Source organism: Cyanobium sp. WKJ7-Wakatipu (assembly GCF_024345355.1).
Lineage (GTDB): Bacteria > Cyanobacteriota > Cyanobacteriia > PCC-6307 > Cyanobiaceae > Cyanobium_A > Cyanobium_A usitatum.
Window position 1 is genome coordinate 1 of sequence record NZ_JAGQAY010000020.1, and the last position, 20,529, is coordinate 20,529.

Annotated in this window: 24 protein-coding genes and 1 pseudogene; 11 read left to right on the forward strand and 14 right to left on the reverse strand. The window is 64.5% G+C overall.

What is annotated here, in order from left to right; genetic code table 11:
• Window positions 1–226 precede the first annotated feature (226 nt).
• Window positions 227–3,412, forward strand: a complete 3,186-nt coding sequence (locus KBY83_RS10985; protein WP_255019574.1) for a DUF3427 domain-containing protein — start codon at window positions 227–229, stop codon at window positions 3,410–3,412.
• Between the two features lie 146 nt (window positions 3,413–3,558).
• Here KBY83_RS10985 and KBY83_RS10990 read toward each other — a convergent pair whose 3' ends face one another.
• The gene (locus tag KBY83_RS10990) at window positions 3,559–3,714 is read right to left on the reverse strand and encodes a hypothetical protein (protein ID WP_255019608.1); all 156 of its coding nucleotides are present in this window, start codon (window positions 3,712–3,714) and stop codon (window positions 3,559–3,561) included.
• 40 nt (window positions 3,715–3,754) lie between these two features.
• On the opposite strand from KBY83_RS10990, the pseudogene KBY83_RS10995 reads away from it, so the two are divergent.
• A pseudogene (locus tag KBY83_RS10995) lies at window positions 3,755–4,279 on the forward strand (SIMPL domain-containing protein).
• A 102-nt stretch (window positions 4,280–4,381) separates the two neighbouring features.
• Entirely contained in the window at window positions 4,382–5,539 is a 1,158-nt protein-coding gene (locus tag KBY83_RS11000; RefSeq protein ID WP_255019575.1) for a fatty acid desaturase, read from the forward strand.
• 164 nt (window positions 5,540–5,703) lie between these two features.
• Here the strand turns inward: KBY83_RS11000 and KBY83_RS11005 are convergent, their stop codons facing one another.
• Window positions 5,704–5,847, reverse strand: a complete 144-nt coding sequence (locus KBY83_RS11005; protein ID WP_106501671.1) for a high light inducible protein — start codon at window positions 5,845–5,847, stop codon at window positions 5,704–5,706.
• Between the two features lie 58 nt (window positions 5,848–5,905).
• On the opposite strand from KBY83_RS11005, the gene KBY83_RS11010 reads away from it, so the two are divergent.
• Window positions 5,906–6,493, forward strand: coding sequence for a PAP/fibrillin family protein (locus KBY83_RS11010; protein WP_255019576.1), 588 nt, complete (start codon window positions 5,906–5,908; stop codon window positions 6,491–6,493).
• A 5-nt stretch (window positions 6,494–6,498) separates the two neighbouring features.
• Window positions 6,499–6,912: a VOC family protein gene (locus KBY83_RS11015; protein WP_255019577.1), complete on the forward strand. Its 414-nt coding sequence runs from the start codon at window positions 6,499–6,501 to the stop codon at window positions 6,910–6,912.
• Here the strand turns inward: KBY83_RS11015 and KBY83_RS11020 are convergent.
• A complete protein-coding gene (locus KBY83_RS11020) occupies window positions 6,905–7,741 on the reverse strand; it encodes a PfkB family carbohydrate kinase (protein ID WP_255019578.1) in 837 nt (278 codons plus the stop codon). The genes KBY83_RS11015 and KBY83_RS11020 overlap by 8 nt on opposite strands.
• A gap of 65 nt (window positions 7,742–7,806) precedes the next feature.
• On the opposite strand from KBY83_RS11020, the gene KBY83_RS11025 reads away from it, so the two are divergent.
• Genes KBY83_RS11025 through KBY83_RS11035 form a run of 3 tightly spaced genes read left to right on the forward strand, consistent with a single transcriptional unit; the run spans window position 7,807 to window position 9,547 of the window.
• Complete coding sequence (locus KBY83_RS11025) at window positions 7,807–8,409, forward strand: PCC domain-containing protein (protein WP_106501668.1); 603 nt, start codon at window positions 7,807–7,809, stop codon at window positions 8,407–8,409.
• Window positions 8,406–8,972 carry a hypothetical protein gene (locus tag KBY83_RS11030; RefSeq protein WP_255019579.1) on the forward strand — a complete coding sequence of 189 codons (567 nt, stop codon included), beginning with the start codon at window positions 8,406–8,408 and terminating at the stop codon, window positions 8,970–8,972. Before KBY83_RS11025 ends, KBY83_RS11030 begins: the two co-directional genes overlap by 4 nt.
• The gene (locus KBY83_RS11035) at window positions 8,969–9,547 is read left to right on the forward strand and encodes a rhomboid family intramembrane serine protease (RefSeq protein WP_254999321.1); all 579 of its coding nucleotides are present in this window, start codon (window positions 8,969–8,971) and stop codon (window positions 9,545–9,547) included. The genes KBY83_RS11030 and KBY83_RS11035 overlap by 4 nt, the downstream gene beginning before the upstream one ends.
• Window positions 9,548–9,557: 10 nt before the next feature.
• Here KBY83_RS11035 and KBY83_RS11040 read toward each other — a convergent pair whose 3' ends face one another.
• Window positions 9,558–10,070 (reverse strand): tryptophan-rich sensory protein, encoded by a 513-nt coding sequence (locus KBY83_RS11040; protein WP_255019580.1) that lies wholly within the window; start codon window positions 10,068–10,070, stop codon window positions 9,558–9,560.
• A 7-nt stretch (window positions 10,071–10,077) separates the two neighbouring features.
• Here KBY83_RS11040 and KBY83_RS11045 point away from each other — a divergent pair, with 7 nt between their 5' ends.
• Entirely contained in the window at window positions 10,078–10,446 is a 369-nt protein-coding gene (locus KBY83_RS11045) for a hypothetical protein (protein WP_255019581.1), read from the forward strand.
• Here the strand turns inward: KBY83_RS11045 and KBY83_RS11050 are convergent.
• The 4 genes from KBY83_RS11050 to KBY83_RS11065 all read right to left on the reverse strand — a co-directional run bounded on the left by KBY83_RS11050 (window position 10,416) and on the right by KBY83_RS11065 (window position 12,442).
• Window positions 10,416–11,294, reverse strand: coding sequence for a GNAT family N-acetyltransferase (locus tag KBY83_RS11050; RefSeq protein ID WP_255019582.1), 879 nt, complete (start codon window positions 11,292–11,294; stop codon window positions 10,416–10,418). The two genes, KBY83_RS11045 and KBY83_RS11050, sit on opposite strands and share 31 nt — an antisense overlap.
• Window positions 11,295–11,299: 5 nt before the next feature.
• Window positions 11,300–11,995 (reverse strand): hypothetical protein, encoded by a 696-nt coding sequence (locus tag KBY83_RS11055; protein ID WP_255019609.1) that lies wholly within the window; start codon window positions 11,993–11,995, stop codon window positions 11,300–11,302.
• Between the two features lie 61 nt (window positions 11,996–12,056).
• Entirely contained in the window at window positions 12,057–12,272 is a 216-nt protein-coding gene (locus tag KBY83_RS11060; RefSeq protein ID WP_255019583.1) for a Nif11-like leader peptide family natural product precursor, read from the reverse strand.
• A gap of 5 nt (window positions 12,273–12,277) precedes the next feature.
• On the reverse strand, window positions 12,278–12,442 hold the full coding sequence (locus KBY83_RS11065; RefSeq protein WP_254962041.1) for a hypothetical protein: 165 nt from the start codon (window positions 12,440–12,442) through the stop codon (window positions 12,278–12,280).
• Between the two features lie 130 nt (window positions 12,443–12,572).
• Between KBY83_RS11065 and KBY83_RS11070 the strand changes: the two genes are divergently transcribed.
• Window positions 12,573–13,106, forward strand: a complete 534-nt coding sequence (locus KBY83_RS11070) for a TerB family tellurite resistance protein (protein WP_255019584.1) — start codon at window positions 12,573–12,575, stop codon at window positions 13,104–13,106.
• A gap of 27 nt (window positions 13,107–13,133) precedes the next feature.
• On the opposite strand, the gene KBY83_RS11075 is transcribed toward KBY83_RS11070, so the two are convergent.
• The 4 genes from KBY83_RS11075 to KBY83_RS11090 are packed head-to-tail and all read right to left on the reverse strand — an operon-like array spanning window position 13,134 to window position 16,793.
• On the reverse strand, window positions 13,134–13,277 hold the full coding sequence (locus KBY83_RS11075; protein WP_106501661.1) for a chlorophyll a/b-binding protein: 144 nt from the start codon (window positions 13,275–13,277) through the stop codon (window positions 13,134–13,136).
• 40 nt (window positions 13,278–13,317) lie between these two features.
• Window positions 13,318–14,175 (reverse strand): RQC domain-containing protein, encoded by an 858-nt coding sequence (locus KBY83_RS11080; protein WP_255019585.1) that lies wholly within the window; start codon window positions 14,173–14,175, stop codon window positions 13,318–13,320.
• A gap of 45 nt (window positions 14,176–14,220) precedes the next feature.
• Window positions 14,221–15,183: an ATP-dependent DNA helicase RecQ gene (locus tag KBY83_RS11085; RefSeq protein WP_255019586.1), complete on the reverse strand. Its 963-nt coding sequence runs from the start codon at window positions 15,181–15,183 to the stop codon at window positions 14,221–14,223.
• Between the two features lie 14 nt (window positions 15,184–15,197).
• Window positions 15,198–16,793 carry a glucose-6-phosphate isomerase gene (locus KBY83_RS11090; protein ID WP_255019587.1) on the reverse strand — a complete coding sequence of 532 codons (1,596 nt, stop codon included), beginning with the start codon at window positions 16,791–16,793 and terminating at the stop codon, window positions 15,198–15,200.
• 305 nt (window positions 16,794–17,098) lie between these two features.
• On the opposite strand from KBY83_RS11090, the gene KBY83_RS11095 reads away from it, so the two are divergent.
• Window positions 17,099–17,794 carry a helicase DnaB gene (locus KBY83_RS11095; RefSeq protein WP_255019604.1) on the forward strand — a complete coding sequence of 232 codons (696 nt, stop codon included), beginning with the start codon at window positions 17,099–17,101 and terminating at the stop codon, window positions 17,792–17,794.
• 96 nt (window positions 17,795–17,890) lie between these two features.
• Here KBY83_RS11095 and KBY83_RS11100 read toward each other — a convergent pair whose 3' ends face one another.
• The gene (locus tag KBY83_RS11100) at window positions 17,891–18,769 is read right to left on the reverse strand and encodes an N-acetylmuramoyl-L-alanine amidase (protein WP_255019588.1); all 879 of its coding nucleotides are present in this window, start codon (window positions 18,767–18,769) and stop codon (window positions 17,891–17,893) included.
• The gene (locus KBY83_RS11105; RefSeq protein WP_255019589.1) at window positions 18,766–20,526 is read right to left on the reverse strand and encodes a M61 family metallopeptidase; all 1,761 of its coding nucleotides are present in this window, start codon (window positions 20,524–20,526) and stop codon (window positions 18,766–18,768) included. Before KBY83_RS11105 ends, KBY83_RS11100 begins: the two co-directional genes overlap by 4 nt.
• Window positions 20,527–20,529: the final 3 nt, after the last annotated feature.

The window sequence follows — 20,529 nt, forward strand, 5'->3', positions numbered from 1 at the left end:
CAGTACGAATCAATTTGCCGACAATATTGCATTGCTTGAGCACTTATGATCTGCTGCGACGATGCCGAAAGGCATTTTTTTATGGTGATCAGAGGCTGGCAAATCTCGTAAATTTCGAGGTACCCTACAGAGTTCCCCTACGCGACCATCAAGCGGCTCGTTCCCTTTCCCGCCAACTCCCACCCTGTTACCACTGGGGTGATTCCCTGCTTCGGGTAACCAATCCATGCCCGACCAGGCCCCGCCCCCCGGCCTCTACCAGCAGCTCCTCACCGAAGGCCTGGAGCAGCAGCTGCGCGTCCTGCAGGACACCCTGGTCGCCACCGACGGCCTTGATCCCCAGGAAGCCCCGCGCCTGCTGGCCCGGCACCTGGCGGGTCTGGCCCGCATTGCCCTGGAGCACCTGAGCGGTGGCGCCACCCCTGACCATCAGCTCGCTCTGGTGAACCAACTGGTGGGCCTGCTCCAGAGCCAGGCACCCCGCGCCATCTCCACGGCCGACCAGCTGCACCCCTCCGGTCAGCTGCTCTCGGAGATCCGATCCACGGCGCTCCTTCCCGGCCAGGGCGCCACCATCCGCCCGCTCATCCCCCTGGCCGACAGCACCCTGCTGGTGAACGCGAGTGGCGAACCGTCGGTGGGGCAGGCCCTGATCCACGAAATCCCTTCCGCCCAGCGGATTGACCTGCTCTGCGCCTTCATCAAGTGGAGCGGCCTGCGCCTGCTCCATCCGGCCCTCTCCGCCTTCCTGCAGGCCCAGCCCAGCCGCTCGCTGCGGGTGCTCACCACCGTCTACATGGGCGCCACCGACCGCCGCGCCCTTGATTGGCTGGTGGCGAATGGCGCCGAGGTGCGCGTCAGCTACGACACCCGCCGCACCCGCCTGCACGCCAAAGCCTGGCTTTTCCATCGGCCTGGCCTCTCGGGAGCATCCCCTTCCTCCACCGCCTACATCGGCTCCTCCAACCTCTCCACCGCCGCCCTGCACGACGGCCTGGAGTGGAACGTGCGCCTCTCCGCCCACGACAACGAGGGCATCCTCGCCAAGTTCCAGGCCGCCTTTGAGAGCTACTGGGAGGAGGGCGAGTTCGAGCCCTACCGGGCCAGCGAACTGGAGCAGCGCCGCTTTGATCGCGCCGTGCGCGAGGAGTCGGCGGGGGACTCGGCGGGGGGCTCAGTGGCGGACGCCACCCCGCTCAGCTTCTTCGACATCCGTCCCTACGCATACCAGCAGGAGATCCTCGACAAGCTCTCGGCCGAGCGCAGCCTCCATGGCCGCTGGCACAACCTGGTGGTGGCCGCCACCGGCACGGGCAAAACCGTGATCGCCGCCCTCGATTACGCCCGCCAGGCTGGTCCGGGGCGCCCGAGCTTACTGTTCGTGGCCCACCGCAAGGAGATCCTCGATCAGAGCCTTCGAACCTTCCGCGAGGTGCTGCGCGATGGCTCCTTCGGCGAGCGGCTGGTGGATGGCCAGCGCCCCAGCCAGTGGCGCCATGTGTTCGCCTCGGTGCAGTCACTCGCGGGGCTGGATCCGGCGGGCCTGGCGCCGGACACGTTCGACGTGGTGATCGTCGATGAGTTCCACCACGCCGCATCCGCCAGCTACGAGCGCTGGCTGCGCCACCTGGCGCCCGTCCTGCTGCTGGGCCTCACCGCCACCCCCGAGCGCACCGGCGGCGAGGACATCCTCCATTGGTTTGACGGCCGCATTGCCGCCGAACTGCGCCTCTGGAGCGCCTTGGAGCAGGGCCTGCTGTGCCCGTTCCACTATTTCGGCCTCCACGACGGCACGGATCTGTCGCGGATCGAATGGCGCCGCAACGGCTACGCCAGCGAAGCCCTCTCCAACCTCTACACCGCCGACGACGCCCGCCTGCGCCTGATCCTGCGCGAACTGGCAGACAAAGTCACCAACCTGGCGGCGATGCGGGCCCTGGGCTTCTGCGTGAGCGTGGAGCACGCTCATTGGATGGCCCGCAAGTTCGTGGATGCCGGCCTGCGCGCCGCTGCCCTGGATGCCTCCAGCCCCCGGGAGCAGCGCGCCGAGCAGATCCGCCGCCTGCGATCCGGCGAGCTGCAGATCCTCTTTGCCGTCGACATCTTCAACGAAGGCCTCGACATCCCCGAAATCGACACGGTGCTGTTCCTGCGGCCCACCGAGAGCGCCATCGTGTTCCTGCAGCAGCTCGGCCGTGGTCTGCGCCTCTGCCGAGGCAAAAGCTGCCTCACGGTGCTGGATTTCATCGGCCAGGCCCACCGGAGCTTCCGCTTCGATCTGCGCTACCGCGCCCTGCTCGGCGGCACGCGCGATCAGCTGGAACAGCAGATCAAAGCGGGCTTCCCCTTCCTGCCGGCCGGCTGCAGCCTGCAGCTCGATCGGGTGTCGAGCGACCGGGTGCTTGCCAATCTGCGTGAGTCGCTGCCCAGCCGCCGGCCCCAGCTGCTGGCGGAAGCCCGCCGCCTCGGGCGCTGTTCGCTGGCGGGGTTGCTGGAGGAGCTTGGGATGGAGCTGGGGGAGTTTTACAGGGTGGCGGGGTCGTGGGCGTTGCTGCAGCGGGAGCTGGGGTGGTTGGCGGCGGGGGCCTCAAGGGAGCCCACGGCGGATGAAGAGCGGCTGGGGCGGGGGATCGCCGGGGGGCTGCTTCACCTGGACGACCCTGAGCGGTTGCGCTGGCTGGCGGATCAGCTGCGGCGGCCAATCGCGCCCGATCCGGGGGGTTTTGATCCTGTGGCCGAGCGCCGCTGGCGCATGCTGCTGGCCCAGCTGTGGGGCAGCGGCCGGCAGCACCTGCCCCTGGCCGAGGCGTTGGTGCGGCTGTGGGCCGCCCCCGCCATCCGCGCCGAGCTGGTGGAGTTGTTCGAGCTGCTGCTGGAGCGCACCGACCACCTGGTGGCGCCCCTCACCTGGCCGTTCCTGGCCGATGGCGAGCCAGCCCCGCCGGTGCCCCTTGGCCTGCACGGCCGCTACTCCCGCGCCGAGGTGTTCGCCGCCTTTGGCTTGCTCAACGACGCACGTACCTTCCCCGGCCGAGAAGGGGTGTTCTTTGACGAGGCGACTCGCTGCGACGTCTTCTTCATCACCCTCAAGAAGTCCGAGCGCCTGTTCTCCCCCACCACCCGCTACAACGACTACGCCATCTCCCCGTGGGAGTTCCACTGGGAAAGCCAGAGCCTCACGCGGGAAGCGTCTGCCACCGGGCAGCGCTACATCCACCACCGGGAACGCGGCAGCCGGGTGATGTTGTTTGTGCGGGAGGAGAACAAGCGCGGCGGGGTCACGTTGCCGTTTCTTTGCCTCGGCTTCGCGGATTACGTGAGCCACGAGGGCGAGCGGCCGCTGGCGATTCGCTGGCGGCTGCACAGGGCGATTCCGGCGGCGTTCGTGCCGCAGTTGGCATTAGCGATTTAGCGTTGATCAAGGGACACGCCAGTAAGTGTTCGGTTCAGCGGTGAAGGTCATGTTTGACCCTCCAAGCATTGATCTGCAGATTTCATAGTGCAGATGACGAGCTAACAAGAACTGACCTATGACCGGCACTTCTAACAGCGTCTGGGCTAGCTAAACAAGCCATTCTTCGCAACAGCTTTCAGCCAGGCAAGCGACAGCTCAATAGGCTGAATCCAGCTGCTTGCAAGACGAGTGAAGATGCAAAATTGGGCGCTCAGCAGCTGGATGTTTCTCAAGCGGACGCCAACACTGGTGTTTGCCATGGCCGTGCTTGGACTCGGGCTCACCACCGCCAGTGGCGTCATGGTGAGAGGCATCCGCAACGCCAACGACACCATCACAGTTACTGGAGCCAGCACCGAGCGAATTACATCCGACTACGTCGACTGGTCGGTGAAGATCTCCCAGAGCGGGGCCAGCCAGCAAGCTTCATACCAAGGGCTGCAGCCTGCAGTAGATCAAACCGTGGCCTTCCTCAAGGCCCAGGGCATCGAGGCCGATGAGATGGAACTCGACTCGGTTAAATCGGATAAGCAAGAAGTGCGCGATCCCCGCACCGGGGAGCTGCGCTCCACCACCTGGACCAGCACGCAAGCGGTGCTGATCGGCAGCTGGAATGTCGCCAAGATCTATAAGGTCTCTGGTCAGATTGGGCAGTTGATCGGCAAGGGCGTGCCTCTGTAGCGGGTCGACATGCTGGCGAAGGCCACCAAGGACGCCCGGGCTCGCGCGCGGGCCATAGCCTCGGAGGCCGGCGCCGGCATCGGTGCGATCACAAACGCCGACAAAGGACATCACCGCAGTGATGGCCGTGACCTTCAGGGTTGAGTGAATGTGCCTGCCAAGGCGCGGCAGCAGTGTGCTGATACCTAAGGTCTCAAAGGCCTTTTAAGGGCCGCTTCCATTCCCCCTTGTCCTGCGGCAGCTTCATTGACTCCACCTGTTTCCCTGCCGTCCCTCGCCACCGCGCAGGTCGCCACGCCAGCAGCCACCTATCCCAGCAAAGCTGAGCTGCTTGCCTGCCTGCCATCTGAGCTAACCCAGATCAACCCGGTTAAAGCCTGGGGAAGTCTGGCCATGTCCCTGGGCCTATCTGTTTTGGCCTATGGCGTGGGAACCCTGATCCCCCTGCAGCTCAGCGCTGCACCCCTCTGGCTGCTCTACGCAGTGGTCACCGGAACGGTGGCGGGAGGTTGCTGGGTACTTGCCCATGAGTGCGGTCACCGTGCCTTCCATCCCAACCCCCGCGTCGAAGCGGTGGTGGGATTTGTGCTTCACAGCTTGCTGCTTGTGCCCTACTTCAGCTGGCAGCGCAGCCATGCCGTGCACCACGCCAACTGCAACCACCTCGAGGCAGGTGAAACCCATGTGCCGCCTCGCTCCGATTCCAGCTCGGGACGCTTCGTGGCCGGAACAAGACAGCAGCTGGGCCAGGGCCTCTACGGCGTGGCCTCCCTGTTCACCCACCTGGTGTTGGGTTGGCCCCTTTACCTGATGTTTGGTGTTGCCAGCGGCGAAGAGTACGGCAGCCCCACCTCCCATTTCACTACGGCTGCACCCTTCCGCAACGGTACCCGCCAGCTATTTCCCGACTCCTGCCGTCGGCTGATGGTGATCTCAAACCTCGGCCTACTGGCGATGGTGGCGGTACTGGTGTGGGCCTCCATCCAAACCTCCCCGGCGAGAGTGCTGCTGGTGTACGGCCTGCCCTATCTGGTGATCAACGCTTGGCTGGTTGGCTACACCTGGCTGCAGCACACCGATACCGATATTCCCCACTTCTCCACCAGCGACTGGAATTGGGCAAAAGGTGCTCTACAGACGGTGGATCGTCCCTATGGCCCCCTGCTCAACCTGCTGCATCACGGCATCGGCTCAACCCATGTGTGCCATCACATCAACCCGAGAATCCCTCACTACAACGCCTGGCGGGCCAGCGCCTTACTCAAGCAGCGCTTTCCCGAGCTAGTTCGCTACGACCCCACTCCTATCCATCGCGCCCTATGGCGGGTTGCAACTCAATGCACCGTAGTTAGTCAAACCGGAGTGAATGGTGGCTTCTATTACAGTTCGAAGCCAGCTAGCTAGATCTAGCCAACTGCCCATAAAAAAAGCCCGGAGCAAGAGCTTCGGGCTTTTATTTTAGAGATATTAATCGCTGGTAAAAACCAGGGATTATCAAGATTTAGCAGCAAAGCATGGCCGACTCAACAAATAAACAGTCAGGCCGGCGAGCTCAGTGCTCACGGCAATCAGCCCAGGCCCAGCTGAGCAGCGATGCTTTGACCGGTGAGCAGCTCGGTGCCAAGACCAATCACAAAGCCCATCATGGCCAAGCGGCCATTCCAGGTCTCAGCAAAAGCAACAAATCCGAAGCGGGGGGTGGATTCGGTCATCAGTGTTGAGGAATGTTTCAACAACTATAACTGGTTGTAAAGACGTCGGCCAGCCCAGATGTTGAAAGCAAGAGAGGAGCTGCTGGTCCTGTTGCGTCGTGGCGCCAGGGGTGAAGCCCAACGCCAGGGGCCGCGGGTGCGGGAGCTGATTCTCGAGCTCGAGCGCACCTCACCAGTAGATCTCGCCGCCCCAGGTGCCCTCGAACTGCTGGAGGGGGTCTGGGAGTTGCGCTGGAGCAGCAGCAGCCAGCCCTATCTCCAGGCTGTGCCTTGGCTGGAGAACCTGCAGATCCTGGCTCCATCCCGGGGGCGCGCCCTGAATCTGTTGAGGCCGCCAGGGCAGCTGGCCGGCCTGGGTGGCATAGCTGTAGAGGCCACCATCCAGCTCGAATCAAGCCCTGGTGATAGCAGCTCAACTCCACAGCAGCGGGTGCAGGTTCGCTTCCAGCGCGGTGGCTGGCGCGGTCCCCGACTTGGCACCACACGCTTGCAGCTGCAACGGGAGGTGCAGCAAAGCTTTCCAGCCTGGCTCGACATCACCGTGCTCACCCAGGAGCTGAGGCTGTGCCGTGGCAACGCCGGCACAATCTTTGCCCTGCTGCGTCGCCCCGATCTGGCCGTTGCAGACTTTTTAGACAATCAATAAAAACGGTGCAAGACACCCCAAGCCTGAGCAGCTCCCTGGTGCTGGCTGCAGACAATCCCCCTGCCCTGGCAAGGTTTTACGCCGATTTGCTGGCGGTAGAGCCCCTGCAGGGGCTTGGTGCCAGCCATTGGCGAGTGCCCTGGCCCGCCGGTGGCTTCCTGGAGATCTACGCCCCATCCCAGAGCCGGCCCCAAGCGAAGCAACCCGGCCGGCTAGCAACGTGCCTGCAGCGCAGCGTGGCTGGCGGCAACAACCAAGCAGCTGCCATGGCCCTGCTGCAGGCCTGGCTGGCGAGCGCCCTTGGGCTGGGCGCCACGCTTCTGGACGGTCCGCGCCAGGAGGCCTTCGGAGTGGAGGCCTGGCTGCTGGATCCGGAGGCAAACAGGCTGCTGCTGCTGGTGCAATACCAGGTCAGTTAGGGCGGGCGTAGGGACCAAAGGCAACGGCGCACTCGGCACCGCAGCGGGCGCCGAGGTTGATTGCTGCGGCAGCGGTCCAACCAGCCGCCAGGCCAGCCATCACCCCAGCCGCAAAGCTGTCGCCGCAGCCATAACTGTCGACCGGCGGGGCCACCAGGGCCTGGGCAGCGAAGCGCCCGCCGGGTTCGCTCCAGCCACCAGCCGCCCCTTCGGTGGCGATTCGCAGTTGCGGGGGGCGCGATAGGAAGCCAGCAGGCACCTGCTCACCCGGATCGAGGGCGCTGCCGATCAAGGCATCGCAGCTCACTCCGCTGGCCTCCAAGAGCGGCAAGCCAACCCGTGGCGTGGCGCCGAGCAGCCGGGCCCGGCGGCATTGCTGCAGAGCTGCCGCGTCGGCCGCGGTCACAAAGACGCCATCGCAGCCAGCCAGATCAGCCCAGGGGAGTGGATCCCTAGCCAAAGGGGCCAGTCGCTCGCCAATCACGGTGATGCTGCGGTCACCGGCCCGATCCACAAAGCTCACGCCCCGGCGGGTTGGGGCATCCCGCCAGGCCACCTCCAGATCAAGCCCCAGCTCCGTGAGCCGCTCCGCTGAGCGCTCGCCGGTGGCGTCCCGGCCCAGGGAGGTGAAAAACCGCACTCGCTTGCCACTGAGACGGGCCAGCTGCACCGCCACCACCGCCCCACCACCGGCGGGTTCCTCCAGAAAGGCGGTGGCCCGGTCGATCGAGCCAGCAACCGGCAGCTGCTCCACTGCCACAAAACTCACCCACTCCACATGACCCACCACCGCCAGGTTGAGGGCAGCGAGGGCGGAATCCGGGGCCATGGCAACAGGGCAACCTAACCAGCATGGGCCGGCGTAGCCTTGCCCCCCATCAATCTGTATCTGCCATGCGTGCCGTGCCGCTGCACCTCGAAGCCGGCAGTGATGTACGCCGCAGCCTGGAGCAGCTGGCCCTTGAGCACAACGCCGGCGGCTTTGTGCTGAGTGTGGTGGGCAACCTCTCCCAAGCAGCCTTTGCCTGCCCCGGCAAAAGCGCACCCACGGTTTTGGCTGGCGAGCTGGAGATCATCACCCTGCAGGGCACGATCAGCCCGGATGGGGTGCACCTGCACCTGAGCTTCTCCGATGCCAGCTGCCAGGTGTGGGGCGGCCACCTCGAGCACGGCACCCTGGTGTTGCGCGGCGCCGACCTGCTGGTGGGCCTGCTCAGCACCGGCACCAGCCCAGCGCCGAGTGCAGCGACGAGTGCAGCGCCGACTAGATCAATGAGCAGCGAACCGCGAGTTGAAATCGCCGGGCGGCCGGAATGCCCCTTTTCGCGCCGGGCCCTGCGCATGCTGCGCACCCTGGGCATTGCCTTCGTGGAAATTGAACCCGACGAGACGGGACCGGTGCCCCAGCTCTACATCGATGGCGTCGCTATTGGTGGCTACAACGAGCTGGCCGAACTGCACAGCCGCGGCGAATTAGACGCGCTGCGCAGCCTGTGAGCCCCGAGTTTGGGGTTGGCATGCTGCAGCTAGGCACCAGTAAGGGCTGTGGCCTGGCCATCGGCGCCTATCCCCACTTCAGCTACGACGCCAGCGGCGGCGGCGGAACCAGTGAGCTCGGCCCCGGCCCAGCTGGCGGCCCGCGAACCGTGAGCTTCGAGCCCTCCAGCCTGTTGATTCCGCCACTCAACTGGCGCACCACCCGGGTGCTGGGGCTGCCCCTGCCCCCGGGCCTGGAGATCGCCATCGCCCCTGAGCAGCTGGCGGGCAGCATCGATTCAGCAACAGGTGCTGTTCAACTGCACTTCCGGGCTCGCTTTCGCTTCCGCATTGCCGGGCTCTACCGCGCCCCCGACCTGCTGATCGACACCCTGCTGAGCACGGGCGCAGCCCAGGGGCAACGCCACCGGGCCATGGGCCAGCCCCTCAGCGCCGATGGCACGGCCCTGCTGGTGGGGGTGGCAAGCGTGCCACCGTGCGGGGACCCCTGGCTGGATCGCCTGCTGGGCCTGCCTGATGAAGCCCTTGCCATGCTGCGCTGCAGCTTCAAGTGCGAGCCGTGAGCGAATCCCTACCCCAACGTCTGGATCGCTTGATCGCCCGAGCCGGTTTCAATCTGCTGCTTCCGCCGCTGATCTTGCTGATTCCCTGGCTCCAGGAGCTGGTGGACCAACTGGTTTTCGGTGGCAACTGGAACCTGCCGATGACGCCCGGAGGCTCCTTCCTCGGGGTGCTGACAGCCCCCTTCAGCCATAGCGGTTTTGGCCATCTCCTGGGCAATTCGCTCACCTTTCTGCCCCTCTCCTGGCTGGTATTGCTGCGCGGCCGCCGCGACTATCTGGCCGTTTGGTTGGGGGTTTATGCCACGGCTATTCCTGTATGGCTGCTCTGGCCCAACGGCAGTCACGGACTCTCCGGGGTCGTGTACGGGCTGCTGGGCTACCTGCTGCTGATCGGCTGGCTGGAGAAGCGGCCCCTCTCCCTGCTCCTTTCGGTGCTGGCCCTGGTCACCTATGCGGGGGTGCTGCCCAGCCTGCTGCCGATTTTTTCACCGCCAGGGGTGAGCTGGATCGGCCACCTCAGCGGTTTTGGCGGCGGCCTGCTGGCGGCCCTGGCCGTGGCGCGCGAGTCGCCATAAATGCCCAGGGCTAGCGGTTGAGCTGACGCATCTGCCAGGTAACCCAGGTGCCCACCGGGCTCCAGAGCAGGTAAGGCAGCAGCAAACCAGCCGCCAGCGTGCTCTCGCTAGCCACAGCAACGGTGAGGGCAATGCCCCACACCCAGCCAGCAAAGCCAATGACCGTGCCCTTACCCAGGCTGCGGCTACGGCAGATCACAAGCATGTAGCCCTGCACCAACACCAGCTGCACCAGAAAAGCCGCCATCCATAGGCCACTCCAGCTGGCCTGCCAGGTGAGCCAAGCCGAGAGGTAGAAGCAGGCGTAGATCAGCAGCCAAATCACGGGAATCAAGCCCTCAAACACCAGCCAGCGGGGGCGGCGCAACCGGATAAACCAGGCAAAATCCTGCCGGCTTGGATTAAGGCTCCACGCCACCGCCACAATCACCAACAGAATCACCAGGGCGGCGAGCACTGCAAAAAGAATCAGCGGCACTCCAGCCTGCAGGTTCAACGCCCCTGATGCAGCAAACAAGGCCACGCCAACAATGACCCCAACCAGCAATCCAGATCAAGCCAGCCAAGAACTCAGCCAGAAAGTCAGCCAGGAAATAATCCTTGCCGCCTCCAGCCCCTGGGTGGCTGCAGTGCTCAACCTGGTGCCTGGTTTAGGTACGGGATACATCTATCAACGCCGCTGGCGGGCCTACTGGATCAGCTCAGGCCTGGCAACGGCCTGGTTTGTGGCTGGAGGTGTCCTAAGCCAAAACGTGGACGAGGTATTGATGCCCGATTTGGTGCAGCAAAATCAACTGATCGGCCTAGGCGGCCTGCTGCTGCTGGCTGTTGTTACTGCAACGGAGGCTGGCCTCGCCGCCCGCCGCGCTCAGCCCAGCTCCAGGCAGGCCAACCCGTAGACATCGCCCAGGGGAACCGGCGGCAGGCTGCCCCGATTCATCCTCACCGTCTCGGCGACCACCGCAAAACCCAACTGCAGCAGCAGCGGCCCTGCCTCCGGATTGGCGGCAGGGGCATCGATTAACACCACGCCGGCATGGCGGGCCATCAGGGCGTTGAGAAGCTGGGCCGCCAGGGCAGGCGTGTCGGCCAGCAGGGGCCCGATCCGCCAACCCTCGCCTCGATGCAGCAGGCAAGGCCGGATCCGGCCAAACCCATGGCAGGAGCCATCCGGGCCGATCAGGGCCAGCACCGTGCCGGCCGGATGGTGCAGCCAGTCGGCGAGGAAGTGGGGCCGGGGGCTGAGCTCCCGCTGGGCGTCATAGGCCTGCACGGCCCTGTCGGGTATGGCACTTCCCTCAAGCAGGCTCAGGCCCTCTGGAGTAGCGGCGGGCGGGAGGTTGCCATCACTGATCCGCTGCCAGCGCTGGGTTGGCGACGCCGGCGCAAAGCCCCAACTGGCGTAGTCACCGATGCGATCGGGAGCGGCCTCAATGCCGATGCAAGTAAGGCCCTCCAGATGCTGCATGGCCCGCTGCCAAAGCTCACGGCCAAATCCCTGCCCCCGGTGCTCTGGTTGCACCAAAAACATGCCGATGAAGCCGTATTCGGCGTTGTAACGGACCCCGGCAATACAGCCGATCGGACGACCGTTGAGGCAACCAACCCAGAGCCCCTGGCGGTCCGTATGGCGGTAGATGGCTACGTCTCCCTGGCCCGGCGCGAAGTGTTCAGGGCGGGCCCAGGCGGTGACATCGGCGAGATCGCCCTTCTCCAGGGCCCGAATCCGCAAAAGGGATGGGGCCACCCCGCTCAGTTGGAGCCGTAGGCGATGTGGCAGCTGGCATTGAGCACCTGGGCCTGGTCGGCCGTGGTCGGTGCCATGCCATTGATCAGCCCCTGCTTGCAATCGCTGGTGGCTGTCATCAGGGGCATACCGGCAACGCCGTAGGCAAACTGAACTTGATTAGGTGGCAGCGCTTGAACCGAGCCGTAGTCGAGCTGCAGGCTGGTTTGGGGCACCACGATCACGGTCGACTGCTGATACGTAGCTGCGTTAACAGCACTGGTGATCGCAGCAGCCGTGGCCAAGCTGCCCACTCCCCAGGCCACTGAACTGGCTCGCCACCAGGGCCAGGCCGCTGGATAGGGCCGATACCAGCCGGTGCTCCAGGTGCGCGACGACCAGTACCCCCCTTGGCGGCCCCAGGCCGGATTCCAGGCAGAGGCCCCTGGGGCGCGGGTGAAACCAGCGCCAGGGGCACCCCAGCCCACACCAGGACGAGCTCCCGCTCCGGGCGCCCCAATCCCGGGTGCTCCCACACCAACGCCCGGTCTCGTTCCGGCGCCAGGAGCACCCCAGCCAGCTCCTGGACGCACCCCCGCACCGGAGCCCGGCCCGCCAAAGCCACCGCCGCCCATGGGGCGGGCCAGAGCGGTGAAGCTGCCCGCAGCTGCTGCGACGAGCCCTAAGCCAATCGCCGTGATCAGTTCCGTCCGCTTGGCCATGGTGTTGCTGCTGCGTTCACTAAAGGTGGTCTAGCCGCGAACCAAGCCCGCGGCACGGCAGCTAGTTGTATTCCCCGGGCAGGTCCTGCTTGATAACCGTTACGCGACCTACTTTTTTGCCTGAAAGCCGCAGCAGCTCGTCGCCAGAAAATTCAAAGCCCAAGCCTGCCCCGATCTTGGCCACGTCATCAGCAGTAGCAGCGGCTTGCACGGCTTGCCGAAGCGATTGGTCATCCTGAACCTTGCCCAGGAAGGCCTTCAGCTGATCGAGGGACATGGGGTCTAGTCGACAGTGCGATCCAGGATTGCGACCACATCTTGATCGACCTGGGCCAGCCGCTCGAGCACTAGCTGCAGATCAAGGGCGGTGAGCTCCCCATCGGGCTGCCATTTGAGGCAGGTGCGTCCCAGGCAGCTGGTTGTCAAACCTTGGGTGGTGTGGACCATGGCCCACCTCGGTTCTGTGTTCAATTCATCATCATCTGGATTGCTGCCCTTGTATGCCCCCTTCTGGGGGGGATTTCCGCTGAAACAAGCCAAGGGCTGATCAAAATGGCGAAAAGTCATCTCCTGCGCCATGACCCTTGAAACCGGGCCCAGCCTTTCGCAGCGAGATCGTCAGCTTGACCTGCTCAGGGTGGTTTGCTGCGTGGCCTGGGCCGATGGCGATGTTTCCGCAGACGAAAAGCGGCTGCTCGAGAAACTCGTGGCCAAGTACTTCCCCTGTGGAGATGGCTCGGGGGCAAACCAGGAAGCGGCGCTTCAGCTAGCTGCCTGGACCGTCGACTCGTCCGTGCTGGACGAAGTAATTCCCAGGCTCACTAGCGAGGAAGACCGGGCTCTGGCCCTTAAGCTCAGCTACATGATGGCCAAGGTGGGCCAACGTCCTCAGGACAGTTCGTCAATCAACCCGGCAGAGAAAGTGCTCTACAGACGGCTGGTGGAAGCTCTTGGCCTGAGCGAATCTGAGGTGGCAGAGGCCGAATGGGCCGCTGAACAGGAGTTGTCCAGCGGCAAAGGAGTATGGGCTGCCCTAGGGGCAGCCTTTGCAGGTCTTGGTGCCTGGCCCAGCCAAGAAATGCTGGAAACCCCGGGCATGCAGTGGCTTTGAAGCCAGCTGATCAGGCCCGATCGAAACTCAGCCCAGACCGATCTGGCTCAGGATGCCCTGGCCAGTAAGCAACTCGGTGCCCAAACCGATCACGAAACCGAGCATGGCCAGGCGGCCATTCCAGGTTTCGGCGAAGGCAACGAAGCCAAAGCGAGTTGTGGAGTCAGCCATGGAAAGAATCCTTAAGGAAACGTGAACTCAATGTAACGCCTCATGAAGCTGGCGTTTGTGTCCCCTGATGCAAAAGGGCAGCATCCAAGCTCGCAAGCAATGCCGCGCCATAGCGATCGAGCTTGGCCTGGCCCACACCGCCGATCCCAGCCAGCTGCTCCAGGGAGCGGGGCCGGCGGGCCACCACCTCCACCAGGGTGCGGTCGTGAAACACCACGTAGGGCGGCACGCCCTGCTGGCGCGCCTGCTCGCGGCGCCAATCCTTCAGCGCCTGCAACACGGGCGCCTCATCAGGGTTCAGCTCTGCCGCAGCAGGAGCCGGGCTCACCCCAGGCTGGCGGCGGCGCTCTCGCTTCGCTGGCGGCAGCCGCAGCAGTAGCTGGGTCTCACCCCGCAGCAACGGCTTGAGCCGCCCGTCCTCGCCGAATCCCAGAGCCCCGTAGCGCGCGGAGTCGGCCTGCAGCAACCCCTGGGCCACCAGCTGGCGAAACAGGCTGCGCCACTGGCCGCGATCAAGCTCCTTGCCAATGCCGTACACACCCAGCTGCTGGTGGCCGAGCTCGCGAATTCGGGCCGTATCTGCCCCCAGCAGCACATCCACCAAATGGGCGGCACCAAAGCGGCTGCCCGTGCGGTACACAGCCGATAGGGCCTTGCGCACCGACTCGGTGGCATCGACGGCCGTATCTGGCTCTAAGCAGAGATCGCAATTGCCACAGGGCTCGGGCAGGGTCTCGCCGAAGTGGCTGAGCAACACCTGACGGCGGCAGCCGCTCGCCTCGGTGAAGCCAATCAGGGCATCGAGTTTGCCGTGCTCAACCCTTTTTTGCTGCTGCTCCGCGTCGGAGTCGTCGATGAAGCGGCGCAGCTGGGGCACATCGCCGCCGCCATGCACCATCCAGGCCAGGGCCGGCAGACCATCCCGGCCGGCGCGGCCGGTTTCCTAGTAGTAAGCCTCCAGGCTTTTGGGCAGGTCCACGTGGGCCACAAAGCGCACATCCGGCTTGTCGATGCCCATGCCAAAAGCGATCGTGGCAACCACCACCACGCCGCTATCGCGGCGGAAGCGCTCCAGCGCGGCGCTGCGCACCGCCCCATCCAATCCGGCGTGATAGGCAACGGCGTCATATCCCGCCGCCTGCAGGTCGCGGCAGAAGCCATCCACCCGGTTGCGGGAGCGGGCATACACAATTCCTGAAGCGCCGCGGTGATCTGCGAGCAGCTCAAGCAATTGGCTGCGAACGTCGTCCTTATCGCGCAGCAAATAGCGGATGTTGGGGCGATCAAAGCTGGCCAGAAACACTCGCCCCTGCTCCAGCTGCAGCCGGGCCCGGATCTCGTCTCGGGTGCGGGGATCGGCCGTAGCGGTGAGTGCCAGCCGCGGCACGGCGGGAAATCGCTGGGCCAGCACCGAAAGCTGCAGGTATTCCGGGCGAAAGTCATGCCCCCACTGGGAAACGCAGTGGGCCTCATCAATAGCGAATAGAGCCAGGGGCAAGGCCGCCAGCCGTTCGAGGGTGTCCCCCGCCAGCAAGCGCTCGGGAGACAAATAGACCAAATCCAGTTGGCCCGCCCGCAGCAGGCGCCAGGTGTTGGCGGTTTCCTCAGGGCTACAGCCCGAATGCAGCGCCGCAGCTCGCACCCCCGCCTGACGCAGCCCCTCAACCTGGTCTTGCATCAGGGCGATCAGGGGCGAAATCACCACCGCCGTTCCCGCTCTGCACAGGGCCGGGATTTGGTAGCAAAGCGATTTGCCCCCACCGGTGGGCATCAGCACCAGGGCGGAGCCACCAGCCACCACATGCTCAACAATCTCCTGCTGGGGCCCGCGAAAAGCGCCGTAGCCAAAAACCTCGCGCAGCACCTGCCCGGGAGAGGCAGGGCTCGCCGCAACGGGCTCTGGCATGGGGATTTCCCTGATCAGACCTTGGCGAACTTCATCGCCGCCGGAGCACCCCAGTCACCAGTCACCTGATAGCCGCGGGGATTAGCGCAGAGGTGGCGCAGGATCCAGAACAGGCTCTCTGGGCTGTCCGTGCCCAAGGCCTGCTGCAACTCCTGCAAACTGCGCTCCTGGCCATCACTGAGCAGGGCTTCGAGCCGCTCTTGCAGGGCCAGGATCAGGGCTGCTGCCTTTTTACCGGCCTCCACCCCCGGCTGGTCGTAGGCGTTGACGTTTACCAGTTCGGCGTAGAGACCTACGGCGCGCTCAAACAGGGCGATCAGGGCACCGAGGGCTGTGGCATCAAAGCGGCGCAGAGTGATCGAGAGGCTCTGGCGGCCCCCTTCCATCAGGGCCGAACGGGTGCCTTGCAGGAAGCCATCGAGGAAGTCGCCAGGGATCTCATCACCGATGGGCGGGATATCGCTGGGCTCTTCCAAGGCCTCGATGAAGGTCACAAAGAAGTTGTCGATGCCATCGCGCAGCTGCTGCACATAGGCGTGCTGGTCGGTAGAGCCTTTGTTGCCGTAAACGGCGATGCCCTGGTGCACCACCTCGCCGCCGCGGTCGTGCTTCTTACCAAGGCTCTCCATCACCAACTGCTGGAGATAACGGCTGAACACCTCCAGCCGATCGCGATAGGGGAGCACAACCATGTCGCGCTTGCCCTGGCCATGGCCAGCCACAAACCACGCGGCAGCCATCAGGGCAGCCGGGTTACGGAGCAGATCTGACACCCGGGTCAGGGCGTCCATTCGGGCGGCGCCGGCCAGAAAGCCGCGCAGATCGGCACCCACCAGGGCCGCCGGCAGCAGGCCAACCGCACTGGTGATGCTGGTGCGGCCACCCACCCAATCGAACATGTCAAAGCGGCGCAACCACTGACCGGCCACGGCCACCTGGTCGAGCTTGCTGTCGAGCATGGTTACCGCCACAGCCTGGGCAGCCCACTGCCCGCCCCGGGCCTCGAGCCGAGCCTGGGCTTGCTCCATGCCGATATGGGGCTCAGGGGTGCCGCCCGACTTGCTCACCACCACAACCAAAGTGGTGGCTAGGCGGCCGTCCAGGCCCGCCAGGGTGCGGCTCATGCCGGCGGGGTCAACGTTGTCGAAGAAGTGGAAGGGGAGACCCTGACCCTCTTCCTGCAGGGCGCGCACCATCAGCAGCGGGCCGAGGCCGGAACCGCCAATACCGATCCAAAGAACGTCGGTGAACCGCTGGCCATTGGCAGCACAGAGGCTGCCGTCGAGCACCTCGCGGCCAAAGGTCTCGATGCGCTCCACCTCGGCGTTGATGTGCGCGGTGGTGGCGGCGTCTGGTGCCAGCTCTGGGGTGCGCAGCCAGTAGTGGCCAACCTGGCGCTGTTCATCCGGATTGGCGATCGCACCACCCTCCAGGGCCGCCATCGCCGCAAAGGCCAGCTCGAATCGGGGAGCCAAGGCATCGAGATCGGCCTGGCCGATCGCCATGCGACTCACATCGAGCCAGATACCAAGATCCTTTTCATACCAAAGCAAGTCGCAGAAGCGTTGCCATTGGATCTCGGCATTGGAGCCATCAAAGTTGGCAAGCATGGGCTTGCGGCTCAAGCCGCTCTCGTTGCCAGAACTTAGATCTGACCGCGCCCCAGCACCAGCCCCAGCCCAAGCCCGAGGGCCGGACGGAAGACCGTTCCGTAGCCAGAGGACTTACCCAGAGAAATTCTGTAATATCAAGCCACAACTAATGAGTGTTTGTGCTTAACCCCACCAGCTACCCGCGCTGGCTTGCCCTAGGCAAGCGGCTGGGAGGGGTTCGGCGTTTCACCGGCCTTACAGCAGCCTTGCTGGCTGTTGCAAGCATCCCGCTCCTTAACGGTCCAAAAACGCCCCCCCTGCTTTTGGATCCCGGTCTCAGCGGCAGCATCAGCTCCGCTGCTGGCTCGGGGCAATTTGCAGATCCGCTGCAATTTTCGCCAGGCGAACTCAAGGAGCTGCAGCGCCGATTTGGTGTCCACGGCCCCCAGCCCCGCCTGGCCCAGTTATTCACCAGTGGCATCGACCAATTAGAGCCGCTGCGCAGCCACACCCTGGGGCGACTGGTAGAGCTTCGTCCCCTGATCCTGGCCGAATCCCAGCGCCAGAGGATCAATCCCGTGTTGGTGGCGGCGGTGTTATTTGACGAAATGCGGCACGCCAAACCGGGTGAAGATCTGCCCCTGGCAGCCCATTCCGGCTTATTCAGCACCCATGGCCCCGCCCAGCTAGGCCTCGGCGAAATGGTGCACCAGGGCCTGCTGCCGCCCAATGCCTCCGAAGCCGAAATCACCGAGGCCCGCAACCAGCTGCTCGATCCCGAACGCAACGTGGTGTTGCTGGTGGGCAAATTCGCCCGCCTCAGCCGCGCCCTCGAGCTGCCCCAGCGCCCCCTGCAGGCCAGCGGCAACCCCCGTGACGCCAAGGCCCTAGCCACCCTGGCTTACCTCCACAACGGCAAGCTCGACTACCCCCGCCGCATCCTGCGCACCATGCAGGATCCCGAACTCCATGCCCTGCTGTATGCCACCCGCAAACAGGTCCCAGCACCACTGATCTAATCAAATATTTAATGAGTCAAATATTTAATTAGTCAATTAACACTTTAATAATTCAATCAGAAGTTTAATTATTTAATCAATAGTTTACTGATCTAATCAAGACTTGCAGAGCAGGCCGAGGTTTTGCATTCGGGTTTGCAACTCCGACCAACGGAAGCTGCGGGGATCAGCTCGCTCGCCGCCCAGGTCCACCGCCCGGTGGGTGGTGATGTGGGAGGCCGGGATGGGGAAACGCTGCATCCAGCCGGCTAGCAGGGCCGCTAGGGCGTCGTATTGGGCTGAGGTGTAACCGCTATGGGCTGGTCCGTCGTTCTCGCCATCGAGGGGCGTTTCCAAGCTGATGTGCAGGGCGAAGTTATTGATCGAGCCACCCACCTTGGCGTTCGTTACTACCCAGCGGCCGTTGAAGGCCGAATTGCCAGCCCCGAAGGCCCGTTTGGAAGGATCGAGCACCTGCACCACCGAGCCATCGCCACCAATCAAGGTGTGGTAACTCACCTGATCTTCATCGCGGGGATGGGGCGTCACGAAGGTGTTGATGGCTGAACCAATGCCGTAAACCGTTTCGTGCAGCACCACCAGCTGGGGTGTGGGATCCACCGGATTGCCGTAGGCATCACGATTGAAGCGCTCGCCAAAATTGGTGGGGTGGATCTGCACCCGCGCCGGTGAGGTTTGGACCCTTTCTGCCAATTGCTGCAGTCTTAAACGCTGGGCTGGATCGCCGGGAGCGCAACTCGCCCGCAGGGGGGATTGCCAAGCCGAGTGGGTGGGCGGCCCCGGTGCCGCCCGGCGGCCCGGCTCAGGTGCTGCCGGAGCTTGGCGCACCTCTTCAAGCAGCTCAAGCAGGCTGGGGCGCTTCTGGCCGCCATTCGGTTGGGCTGAGAGATCCCGGGCCAGCCAGCCAAGCCCGCCCAGGGCGAGCATGGCGCCGGCGCCTATGGCAATCCAGAGGGGCTGGGGGCTGGAATTCATGCAGCCTCAAGACCAAGCCAACGGCGTCGGCGCTCAGCACAAACTTCAGCGGTTCCCAGATCAGGAGTGCCCAGATCAGGAGGGCTGGCAGCGAGCTGGAGCTGCCAGCTCTCCACGGCTGGTGCCGTTGGCAGCAGCACGGTGCTGCGCACCAAACCGTCCCGGCAGAACAGCAACTGGTGGGGAATCAGGGGAGCCTCCGGCCGCAGATGCACCATCAAATCGTCAATGGTGCGCAGGCGCATGCCATCGAGGGCAATCCATTCATCGCCCACTACCAGCCCCGCCCGTTGGGCCGGTCCATCGCGGCCCACCCGCTGCACCACCAACCCGCCACTGCCTGGCTCCAAGCGGCAGCCCAGCTCCTGGCTGGCAGCCAGCCGGGGTTCAAGCCGCAAGCCCATATCGGCCAGATAGCCAAACAGGGGCGGATCCTCACAGGAGCTGAGCCAGCGGGGCAACAGCTCAGCTAAATCGGGCGCCTGGCTGGCAAAGGCAGCAATCAGGTCTGCCTCCTGGTAGCCCCGGCCCACGGCGCCATGGCTGGCCCAAAGCTGCCGCAGCACCACGGGCAGACCGCTACCGGCACGGCGTAGGTGCAGGTCGAGCACCAGGGCCAGCACCGCACCCTTGAGGTAGTAGCTCACCTGGCTGTTGGGGGAGTAGGCATCGGGGCGGTAGAGCTTTACCCAGGCCTCCTCACCGCTGGCACGCAGGCTCTGCAACCGCCGCCCAGCACTGAGCAGGTAGCGGCTCAGATCCGCGCCCAGATCCTCGAGCAGCTCCGCCTCGCTGCTGCAGCCAGCGCAGTGGGGCAAAAGCTGATCCACATAGCTGGTGATTCCCTCGGCAAACCAGAGGGTGGGCACCACCACCGCCTGGTCGTAGCGATAAGGGCTCAGCTCGGCGGGCCGCAGCCGGCGCACGTTCCACTGGTGCAGGTATTCATGGGCTGCTAGCTGCAGCAACTTGCGGCGGCCACCAGGCTTAGCCAGGGCCAGACGGCCAAACTGCAACACGGTGCTGGAATCGTGCTCCAGGCCGCCATAACCGCTTTCGGTGAGGTGCAGCACAAACAGGTAGTGGTCGGCCGCAGGTCGCTCCACGCCCATCAACCGGCAGCAGGCCAGGCAAACCTTTTCGAGATCGCTGAGCAGCTGGGGATCACTGTCGAGCAGATCGGCGCCTTGCAGATCGCGGCCCCAACTCACCCAGCGATGCGGCACACCGGCGACGTTGAAGTGATGGGAGCGATGGGGACCAACCTCAATCGGCGTATCGATAAGTTGATCGAAATCGGCGGCAAGCCAGCCCATAGCCGGCCCCGGCAGCTCTGGCAGGGGCACGAAGGCATCCCAGCTGGGCGGAAGGTTGAGCTGCAGCCGGTGGGGCGACCAACGCTCCCCCTCCAGCTCCAGAACCACGGCAGCTAAGGCCAGAAAGCCGTGGTCGCCATCGAGATGGCAGGTGCGCACCGTGAGCTCGGCGGCCAGCACCGCGTAGCTGATTTCAACTGGTTCGAGGCTGGGAAGCTCTAGCTGCCAACTGCTCGGGCTGGTGCGGCGCGGCTCCAGCTGGTGTCCAGCCTGAGTGATTTCCAGACACTCAAGCTGCCGCACATAGTCGCGGATCAGGTAGGAGCCGGGAGTCCAGGCCGGCAGGGCCAGGCGCAGGCTCAGGTGACGGGGAGTGTGAAGCAGGCGAACCCGCACCAGGTGCTGGTGGCAGGCGGTGAGGTCGAGATGCAGCTCGGGCACGGC